The organism is Methylobacterium jeotgali (genome assembly GCF_022179345.1).
Lineage (GTDB): Bacteria > Pseudomonadota > Alphaproteobacteria > Rhizobiales > Beijerinckiaceae > Methylobacterium > Methylobacterium jeotgali.
In genome coordinates this window covers 39949-46117 of sequence record NZ_BPQR01000012.1, presented here as the reverse complement: position 1 = coordinate 46117, position 6169 = coordinate 39949, and the positions used below count along the sequence as shown (strand labels likewise).

Below are 6169 nucleotides of genomic sequence, written 5' to 3'. Positions count from 1 at the left end.
GGCGGCGCTGGGGCTCTACCACCGTCTGGAGGCGGACGCCCTCGTCGTCGAGGTCAACCAGGGCGGCGAGATGGTGGAGGCGGTCGTCGCCGGCATCGACCCTCACGTGCCGGTGGTGCCGGTGCGGGCGACGCGCGGCAAGTATCTGCGGGCGGAGCCGGTCTCGCTGCTCTATGCGCAGGGGCGCGTGCACCATGCCGGAGCCTTCCCGCTCTTGGAGGACGAGATGTGCGACTTCGGACCGGACGGCCTCTCCGGTGGCGCCTCCCCGGACCGCCTCGACGCCCTGGTCTGGGCGCTGACCCACCTGATGCTGACGGGGCCGGAGCCGCGGATAAGACAACTATGAATTGTATTTCGGGCGCCGAGCCGTGTTCGTCCCGTTGAAATCAGTCGTCTCGATTAAGCTGTCGTCAAAGCTCTTCCGCTAGACTGCAGGAATATTGTTGAGAGGTGAACGATGGCCAAGTGGATTCCCGGCGCGGCCCTGTTCGGCCTCGTCTGCCTGATGATGCTGCCCGCGCCGGGCATCTGGGGCGTGCTGATCGGCGGCATCTGCGCCCTGGCCATCGTGGTCAGCGCCGTGATGTGGGTTCTCGACCGGATGGCGGGCCATATCGTCAACTGGCGCGAGGCCGCCAACGCCAAGCGCCTCTCCGCTCAGCGCCGCCGCGCCGTGCATGCGGGCTCGGGCATGGCCCGAAAGGTCTGACCGACCCCATGCCCCCCAGCGGTTTCCCTTAGCGGGACTGCCGCACCACCACCTTCGAGAGCCGCCCCGTCCACCGACGGGCGCGGCTCTCGTCGTTTCCGCTCCCATCCGAAAGGTCTCCGGCCTATGGCGAACCTCGTGTCGCGGTTCATGCGGGCGGCCGGCCTCGCGCCGGAGGCGAAGGCGGCGCCGCTCTCGGGAGCCACGGTCTGGGTCTACGGCGATGCCCGCGCCGTCTGGACCGCCCGCGACGGCACGGCGCTCGCTCGGGAGGGCTTCCAGCGCAACGCCGTCGTCCATCGCGCCGTGCGGCTCGTCGCCGAGGCGGCGGCCTCCCTGCCGCTGATCCTCACCGGCACCTCCGCGGGCGAGCCCCACCCGCTCTCGGCGCTCATCGCCCGGCCGAACCCCCGCGAGGGCGGGGCCCGGCTGATGGAGAGCCTCTACGGCCACCTAATGGTCTCGGGAAACGCCTACCTCGAGGCGGTACGCCTCGACGGCGTGCCCCGCGAGCTCTACGTGCTCCGCCCCGACCGGATGCAGGTCGTGCCCGGCGCCGATGGCTGGCCCGCGGCCTACGACTACACGGTCGGCGGGCGCACCCTGCGCTACGACCAGGCGGCCGGCGCGGTCCCGCCGATCCTGCATCTCGGCCTGTTCCACCCGACCGACGACCATTACGGCCTCTCGCCGATGGAGGCGGCAGCGGTCGCCCTCGACATCCACAACGCCGCCGGTGCCTGGAACAAGGCCCTTCTCGACAATGCCGCCCGGCCCTCGGGCGCGCTGGTCTTCGGGGCCGGCGCCGGCGCGTCCTTGAGCGACGCGCAGTTCGCCCGCCTCAAGGGCGAGCTGGAGGCGAACTACCAGGGTGCGGGCAATGCCGGGCGGCCGCTGCTGCTCGAAGGCGGCCTCGACTGGAAGCCGCTCTCGCTCTCGCCCAAGGACATGGACTTCGTCGAGGCGAAGGCGGCGGCCGCCCGCGAGATCGCCCTCGCCTTCGGGGTGCCGCCCCTGATGCTGGGGCTTCCCGGCGACAGCACGCACGCGAACTACGCCGAGGCGAACCGCGCCTTCTACCGGCAGACGGTGATCCCGCTGGTGCGCCGCACCGCCGATTCCATCGCCCACTGGCTGGAGCCCGCCTTCGGCCCCGCGACGCTGGAGCCGGACCTCGACGCCATCGAGGCGCTCGCGCCCGAGCGCGAATCCCTCTGGCGCCGGGTGCAGGGGGCGGACTTCCTCACCCAGGCCGAGAAGCGCGAAGCGGTGGGCTACCCGCCCGAGAAGCCCGCCGCCTGAACCCGAAGTCCTCACCGGAGACCCCCATGGACGGCACCTTCACCGGTTACGCCAGCCTCTTCGGCGTGCCCGATCTCGGCCGCGACGTGGTGGCGCCCGGCGCCTTCGCCGCGAGCCTCCAGCGGCGCGGGATCGCGGGCGTGCGCATGCTCTGGCAGCACGACCCGGCCGAGCCCATCGGCCGCTGGCTCTCGATTCTCGAGGATGCCCGCGGCCTGCGTGTCACCGGGCGCCTCAACCTCGCCGTGCAGCGGGCCCGCGAGATCGCGGCGCTGATGGAAGACGGCTCCCTCGACGGGCTCTCGATCGGCTTCCGCACCCTCCGCGCGGTTCCGGAGGGGCGCCTGCGGCGTCTCGCGGCGGTCGACCTCTGGGAGATCTCCCTCGTGACCTTCCCGCTCCAGGCCGGCGCCCGCGTGGCGCCCGTCACCCGGCCGCTGGCCGCCGAGATCAGCGGCCTCGCCCGGCGCCTCGCCGCCTGACCCCTTTCCTCCGCCAACCCGAGGTTCCCATGACCCGTCACGCCGCCATTGAGACCGCTGCCCACGCCCCCGTTCCTGGCCTCGAGTCGAAGGCCGGCGCCGGTGCCGCAGACCCCGCGGTCGCCGCCGCCATCGAGGAGTTCGGCCGCGCCTTCGAGGCCTTCAAGGAGACGAACGACGCGCGCCTCGCCCAGATCGAGGGCCGCATCGGGAGCGATCCGCTGACCGAGGAGAAGCTCGCGCGCATCGACACCGCCCTCGACGCCGCCCGCGCCCGCCTCGACCGGATGAGCCTCGACCGCGCCCGCCCGCCGCTCTCCAGTGGCGAGCGCGTGCCGGAGGCGATGACCGAGCACAAGGCGGCCTTCGACCTCTACGTCCGGGCCGGCGAGAGCGCCGGCCTGAAGCGCCTCGAGGAGAAGGCGCTCAGCGCCGGCTCCGGCCCGGACGGCGGCTACCTCGTGCCGCCGAACGTCGAGCGGGAGGTGCTCTCGCGCCTCTCCAACCTCTCGCCGATCCGCGCCATCGCCACGGTGCGGGCCATCTCCGGGGGCGTCTACAAGCGGGCCTTCGCTGGGACCGCGGCGGTGGCGGGCTGGGTCGCGGAGACCGCGCCGCGCCCGCAGACCGATGCGCCGGTGCTCGCCGAGCAGAGCTTCCCGGCCATGGAGCTCTACGCGATGCCGGCGGCGACGCAGACGCTTCTCGACGACGCGGCGGTCGATCTCGACACCTGGCTCGCCGACGAGGTCGAGACCGCCTTCGCCGAGCAGGAGAGCATCGCCTTCGTCACCGGCGACGGCATCGGCCGGCCGAAGGGCTTCCTCAGCTACGAGACGATCGCGAATGCCGCCTGGGTGCCCGGCAAGGTCGGGTTCGTGGCCACCGGTAGCAGCGGCGCCTTCCCCGCCGACAGCCCGACGGACGTGCTCTTCGACCTCGTCTACGCGCTGCGGGCCGGCTACCGCCAGAACGCGAGCTTCGTCATGAACCGGCGGGTGCAGAGCGCCATCCGCAAGTTCAAGGACGCGGACGGCAACTACCTCTGGCAGCCGCCGCTCGCCGCCGACCGGGCCGCGACGCTTCTCGGTTTCCCGGTGGTCGAGGCCGAGGCGATGCCCGACATCGCCGCCGGCAGCCTCTCGATCGCCTTCGGCGACTTCAAGCGCGGCTACCTCGTTATCGACCGCACCGGCCTGCGGGTCCTGCGCGATCCCTATTCCGCCAAGCCCTACGTGCTGTTCTACACCACGAAGCGCGTCGGCGGCGGCATCCAGGACCACGATGCCATCAAGCTCCTGAAGTTCGCCTGATGGAGGCGCGTCGCGGCCTCGATATCTCGGGGCCGCGACGGTGCGGCGCCGGGCGCGCGTTGCCTCAGCGGCGCTGGCGGCCGGGCCGGGACATCCAGTCGGAGCGGTGGCCCCGGGCGGGCATCGCGTCGCCGACCTGGATGCGGGCGAGCTCGGCCGCCCGCGAGGCGATCCAGCCCGCGTGCTCGGCCACCGGCGTCACCGCCGTGAAGCCGCCGCAGGCGGTGCGGGTGCGCCCGTTCTGCTGGAGGGCGCCGCTCGACCAGCTCACCACGCCGACGATCTGGTAGCCGCCGGGCCCGCCCCGCAGGATCGGGCCGCCGGAATCGCCCAGGCACGCACCGGCACCCGCCGTCTCCGCGAAGCGGCGCCGGTCCGTCACCACCGTGACCCGGTTGGCGACCTGCAGCGAGCCGATCGAGACGAGGTTCGCCTCCCGGAGCGTCCGGGCGGTGTTGCGGCGGTTCTCGGCGACGACGCCGAAGCCCGCGATGTGCACGCTGTCGCCGGTGGCGATCGAGCCGGCGCCGCGGGGATCGAGGGGCACGAAGTCGCCGCTCACCGGCTCGGCGAGCTTGATCAGCGCGAGGTCGATGCCGGGCTGGTCCTCGGGCGTCGTGCCGGGCACGAAATCGGGATGCATCGAGGCGGCGATCGCCTGTACGCGATGCTGCCGGAAGGCCCGGTCGACGGTGACGACGCTGTAGCCCGCCTGATGCATCACGCAGTGCGCGGCGGTGAGCACGAGATCCGGCGCGATTAGCGTGCCGGAGCAGATCTCCCCTTGCGTGCTCTCGATGCGCACCACGAAGGCGCGGGCCCCGTTGGGGTTGCGCGAGACCTCGCCCTGGATGACCGCCTGGGCCGGCAGGATGGGGCCGAGGAGCCCGAGGGTCGCGCCGAGCACGACCCGCCGGAGAAGATGAGCGACCATGCCTGTCTCCCGTGGCGGGCGTGTCGTCGGGAACCGTAGACCAAGGCAGTCTTCCGGCCAAGCCTGGGTTCCGGGGGCGGCCGCCGCTTCCTAGCGCCAGACTGCGGAGAGGCCCCAGCCACTGAGCGTCCCGTCGATCCAGCCTCGCTGCGGGCCGACGCGCACGCCCTGCACGAGGCTGCCGCAGGTGCCGCCGGACCAGGCCGAGACCGCCGCGACCGATCCGTCCACGCTCACCGGCCCGCCGCTGTCGCCCCGGCAGGCGCTGGCACCCGCGGCGGCCCGGAGCCAGAGCAGGATGCGGCTCGGGCCGTAGGGCTCGACGACCGTGAGGGGCAGGGCCCGCAGCGTCCCCGTGCTGCGGGGGCCGCCGCCGGCGGTCTCGCCGTAGCCCGCGAGCAGCGCCGACGCTCCGGCGTTGGGCGCGTCGATCGCGAGCGTCGCCGGCCGGAAGCGGCCGGGCAGGGGCCTTTCGAGGCGCAGAAGCGCGAGGTCGATCGAGCGGCGGCGCCCGGCGACGGCCCCGGCATCGTAGCCGGGATGGACCGCGCGCCCCGCGACCTCGGCGAGGACGGGCTGCCCCCCCTCCCGGTAGTGGACCCGATGCTCGGCGCCCGCGGCCGCGCAGTGGGCGGCGGTGAGCACGGCCGCCTGCGCCACCACGATGCCGGTGCAGACGCCGCCCTTCGAGGACAGGACCATCACCGTGGTGCCGTCCTCCGGCACCTCGGCGCCTCCCGAGACGGCGCCCGCGGGCCCCGCCGCGAGGATCGACAGAACAGCAAGCAGCGGACCGAGACCGCGAGCCGACACCGCACAACCCCGTCTCAAACGCCCCGGAGGGCTTGGCCACGATGACCCCGATACGCGTCGAGAGCAGCGTGGTCGAGCCGGTGAGCGTCGCCGAGATGCGCGCCTACCTCCGCCTCGACCCCGACGACGGCGGCGCCGAGGACGCCCTGATCGGAAGCCTGATCGGAGCCGCCCGCGCGGCGCTCGAGCGCGAGACCCGCCGCCTCCTTGTGCCGGGCCGCTACCGCATCGCCCTGCCGTCCCGGCCGCCGGACGGCATTCTCCCGCTGCCGCTGAGCCCGCTCGCCGGGGTGACGCGGGCAGCGCTTGCCGAGGCGGGCGGGGCCTTGAGCGACTTGCCGGAAGGGAGCGTCCAGGTCGGGAGCGATGGTCTCGAAGGCCCCTGCCTGCTCTTCGCCTCAGCTCTGCCGCCGCTCGGCGGCCGCACCCTGCTCGTGGAGGTCGAGGCGGGCTTCGGCACGGCGGCGTTTCCGCTGCCCCTCCCCCTCGCGCTCGCCATCCGCCGGCTCGCGGCGGGCTGGTTCGAGCACCGGGGCGACGAGCCGGAGGCGGGGCTTCCGGCGACCGTCGCGGCGCTTCTCGCACCGTACCGCTGGCGCCGTCTCTGAGCCGG

8 protein-coding genes are annotated in these 6169 nt (G+C 73.5%); 6 read left to right on the top strand and 2 right to left on the bottom strand.

Annotation, left to right across the window (positions count from 1 at the left end):
- From MFF04_RS04255 to MFF04_RS04235, 5 genes are all read left to right on the top strand, one after another.
- On the top strand, positions 1 to 349 hold a 349-nt coding region (locus tag MFF04_RS04255; protein WP_444543500.1), incomplete at its 5' end, for a phage terminase large subunit family protein.
- A 111-nt stretch (positions 350 to 460) separates the two neighbouring features.
- Positions 461 to 712 carry a hypothetical protein gene (locus tag MFF04_RS04250; protein WP_238274228.1) on the top strand — a complete coding sequence of 84 codons (252 nt, stop codon included), beginning with the start codon at positions 461 to 463 and terminating at the stop codon, positions 710 to 712.
- A gap of 126 nt (positions 713 to 838) precedes the next feature.
- A complete protein-coding gene (locus MFF04_RS04245; RefSeq protein ID WP_238274227.1) occupies positions 839 to 2014 on the top strand; it encodes a phage portal protein in 1176 nt (391 codons plus the stop codon).
- A gap of 26 nt (positions 2015 to 2040) precedes the next feature.
- Positions 2041 to 2496, top strand: coding sequence for an HK97 family phage prohead protease (locus tag MFF04_RS04240; protein ID WP_238274226.1), 456 nt, complete (start codon positions 2041 to 2043; stop codon positions 2494 to 2496).
- Between the two features lie 29 nt (positions 2497 to 2525).
- Positions 2526 to 3809 (top strand): phage major capsid protein, encoded by a 1284-nt coding sequence (locus MFF04_RS04235; RefSeq protein ID WP_238274225.1) that lies wholly within the window; start codon positions 2526 to 2528, stop codon positions 3807 to 3809.
- A gap of 64 nt (positions 3810 to 3873) precedes the next feature.
- On the opposite strand, the gene MFF04_RS04230 is transcribed toward MFF04_RS04235, so the two are convergent.
- Positions 3874 to 4743 carry a S1 family peptidase gene (locus MFF04_RS04230; protein WP_238274224.1) on the bottom strand — a complete coding sequence of 290 codons (870 nt, stop codon included), beginning with the start codon at positions 4741 to 4743 and terminating at the stop codon, positions 3874 to 3876.
- A gap of 90 nt (positions 4744 to 4833) precedes the next feature.
- Positions 4834 to 5556 (bottom strand): trypsin-like serine protease, encoded by a 723-nt coding sequence (locus MFF04_RS04225; protein WP_238274223.1) that lies wholly within the window; start codon positions 5554 to 5556, stop codon positions 4834 to 4836.
- Positions 5557 to 5597: 41 nt separating this feature from the next.
- On the opposite strand from MFF04_RS04225, the gene MFF04_RS04220 reads away from it, so the two are divergent.
- The gene (locus MFF04_RS04220) at positions 5598 to 6164 is read left to right on the top strand and encodes a head-tail connector protein (RefSeq protein ID WP_238274222.1); all 567 of its coding nucleotides are present in this window, start codon (positions 5598 to 5600) and stop codon (positions 6162 to 6164) included.
- Positions 6165 to 6169: the final 5 nt, after the last annotated feature.